2 protein-coding genes and 2 tRNA genes are annotated in these 3089 nt (G+C 58.2%); all 4 read left to right on the top strand.

The features are described 5' to 3' along the window. On the top strand, positions 1 to 2038 hold a 2038-nt coding region (locus ACP5VX_RS06785), incomplete at its 5' end, for a hypothetical protein (protein WP_428725122.1). A gap of 98 nt (positions 2039 to 2136) precedes the next feature. Beyond that, positions 2137 to 2225: transfer RNA gene (locus ACP5VX_RS06780), tRNA-Val, on the top strand. 68 nt (positions 2226 to 2293) lie between these two features. Continuing rightward, positions 2294 to 2423: transfer RNA gene (locus ACP5VX_RS06775), tRNA-Tyr, on the top strand. Beyond that, positions 2423 to 3088, top strand: coding sequence for a haloacid dehalogenase (locus ACP5VX_RS06770; RefSeq protein ID WP_428725123.1), 666 nt, complete (start codon positions 2423 to 2425; stop codon positions 3086 to 3088). Before ACP5VX_RS06775 ends, ACP5VX_RS06770 begins: the two co-directional genes overlap by 1 nt. The last annotated feature ends 1 nt before the right edge of the window (position 3089 follow it).

Raw genomic sequence — 3089 nt, 5'->3', positions numbered from 1 at the left:
CTACAAGTTCAAGGACGTGATCACTTTCAACGCATACATAGAGGCCTATGACTACAACGCCTACGTGGGCGCCTTCGGCTCCACGGACTACAACGTAGCGGCCGCCTCTATGCCATCACTGAAAGTCACCCACCCCGGCGCTAAGGTGATAGTGTTTGGCTGGGCGTTCGCCCCAGGCAACATCACCACCGCCGCTGGCACTGTAAGCGTCCCAGCCCACATATTCATCGACGTCGACATTCCAGAGAACACCCTGAATATCTCCAGCGTCGAGGTCGGAACTCAGATCAACTACAACAGCTTCCTACCTGACGCCGACGGCTTCAACATTGTGGTAGTCCTGATGCCCTCGGCCATAGTGAAGGGCGGCCACGAGATCGGTGAGACCCAGAACATCACCGCGCCCGTCCAGCTGAGGTTCTCGGCTAGGACTAACATAGCTGTCGGTCCAACCGCCTACTTCTCGCCACCAGCCGGCACGGTAGGGCCGTACACAAGCATCGTCGGAGTTGAGCCTACCACAGGCATAGGTGTCGTCTCGGGCAGCTTCGCAGGCCCGTACTACTGCCTGGCCTCGGGCATGACGGTCTGTGGAGTGAACGTCACAGCGCCCACAAACGTGGTCCAGCTGTGGAAGACCGCTCTCGGCACCAACGTGACAGTGTCCGGTGTCGGCTTCGACCCCAACCAGCCGGTACTGGTCTTCATCGAGGGTGTTCCACCAGTCGACCTGAGGCTACTGTACCCCAGCTACTTCGCCACTTACGGGCAGAACTTGTCGAGCTTCCTGCCCGACGGTATCCTAGTAGCGTACACCACGACTGACAGCAAGGGCAGCTTCTCGACGTGGTTCATATTCCCGACACTACCCGGAGCAAAGTACAAGATATGGGTGTTCGTTGGCAGGATATCTGGAGGCTACGACCAGGTACAGGCTGTCTACATAGCTAACCCGAGCATCACGTCGTTCCAGGTACTACCAGGGTTCTACCTCAACCCCGCGGTAGCTATCGGCCCGTACGTGGCTGAGGTCGTGGCTACAGGCCTACCGTACGGTGCCACCGGTGGAGTCGCGGGCGTAGCCATAAGGACTACGGTACTAGACACTGTTGCCGGCGGTCAGTACAAGCAGAACCTCAACGACGGTATCATGGGCGTCAACCTGCACGTGTCGAACTGGAGGATCACACCCAACGGCACCCTCACCGACGTGCTGTCGCCGAGCGTGTTCCCAGGCCTCTACATACCTGTGCTAGAGCCCGGCATCTACGAGTTGAGGCTGATAATGCCCGACGGTAGCCTGTCTGCGCCGACCTACATAGGTATATTCAACGACATAGCCGACATACAAGTCATTAGAGACGGTGTGATCGCTATAAAGGCCGGCGTTTCCCAGATACTCGTGAACCTACAGCAGATCAACGCCACCCTGGTCTCGGTACAGGGCGACATAGCGACTATCAAGACCGACGTTGGCACGATAAAGACGACTGTACAGGCCCTACAGCCGGTCGTCACCTCCATCAACGGCACCGTGGCCGAGATTAAGACAGCCGTCGGCACGATACAGGGCGTCGTACTGGGCCTGAACGGCACTGTGGCCACAATCAGCACCACTGTGGGCGTGATAAAGGCGACCGTCGACTCGCTGTCTAGCGTGGTGTCCGGGCTACAGTCCACTGTGAACGCTCTGAGCAGTAGCGTGAACACCCTGTCTAGCAGCCTGTCGGCTCTAAGCGACAAGGTTGACAAGGGCTTCGCCAACCTGTCGAGCGCCATAAGCGCCGTGTCGGACAAGATCGACAGCAGCACAAGCAGCCTGAGCAACGCCATAAGTAGTGCTCAGTCCGCTATAACGAACGCCGTGAGCTCCGCTCAGTCGAGCCTGTCGAGCAAGATCGACTCCGCTCAGTCCGCGCTGAGCTCGCAGGTGTCCACCGTCTCCAACTACGTGCTGGTAACACTCATACTAGCGCTGATTGCCGCGGCTGCCGCGATATACGAGGTCATAGTGCTACACAGGAAGCTGGCTGGGTAAAACCCTGACCACAACTCTTTTTTTCTAAACATCGGGCCCCTAAGGGGCCTTACTCCCAAGTTTAAAACCCTCCTCTCCATCATCATAATCATAGTCTAGGGCCCGTCGTCTAGCCTGGTTAGGACGCCGCCCTTACAAGCAAGGCTAGGAGAGGCGGAGGCCCGGGGTTCAAGTCCCCGCGGGCCCACTACACCCTCGCAGGCGTTGTTTATAAAAGGGCTGTCTCTATATAATGAGATTGGTCTGGTGCCCCAACCCGCCGTAGCTCAGCGGCAGAGCGCCCGGCTGTAGGGGTCCCCCGCCCACCAAACTCCCCGCTAGGGGGTTGGATGAGGGTGGGTCGGCAGTCACCGGGTGGTCGGGGGTTCAAATCCCCCCGGCGGGATTTTTAACCCTCGTCTTCTACTCTCTACGTGGTGGTCTACTATAGGGCTCGAACAGGAGGTAAACGAGGCGATCGAATACCTCTCGGTCAAGGACAAGGTTAGAGAGCAGGTCTTGAAGGCTTCTAGGGAGATACTGAGGTACTCGACTGAGGCCACCCGTCTAATCCACGCAGGCGACCTGTCGAGGGCCCTCGAGAACATCAGAAGAGCTGGTGACGTCTACGCCAGCTTGGGGAGCGTGCTCGCGGACCACCCCGACATACTGTACAGCGGAATATTGCAGGGGGCGTTAGTCGAGTACGTAGAGGCTTACGTGACCTACTACGCGATAACCGAGGGTAGGGTGCCGAGCAGAGCCGAGATCGGCGTAGACCACGTCTCGTACCTGCTAGGGCTGGCGGACTTTATCGGCGAGCTCAAGAGGCACGCCCTCGACCTGCTGCTCGTAGGCAAACTCGAAGAGGCGGAGAGGGTCCTCCGCTTGATGAAGTACGTCTACGACAACCTGAGGAAGGTCAGTTTCCCGGACGCCCTTCTCCCCGGTTTCAGGCACAAGATAGACACTGCTAGGAGACTCATCGAGACGACGCAAGAGCTCCTCATATACTCCAAGAACGCCAGGTTGGCAGCAGGAGCTCTATCCAAGTACTCTGCCCCCGCCTAAC

Origin of the sequence: Thermogladius sp. (assembly GCF_049970955.1) — an archaeon.
In the GTDB taxonomy this organism is placed as follows: Archaea; Thermoproteota; Thermoprotei_A; order Sulfolobales; family Desulfurococcaceae; genus Thermogladius.
The sequence above is the reverse complement of the archived record's forward strand: the minus strand, read 5'-3'. Positions and strand labels throughout refer to the sequence as shown.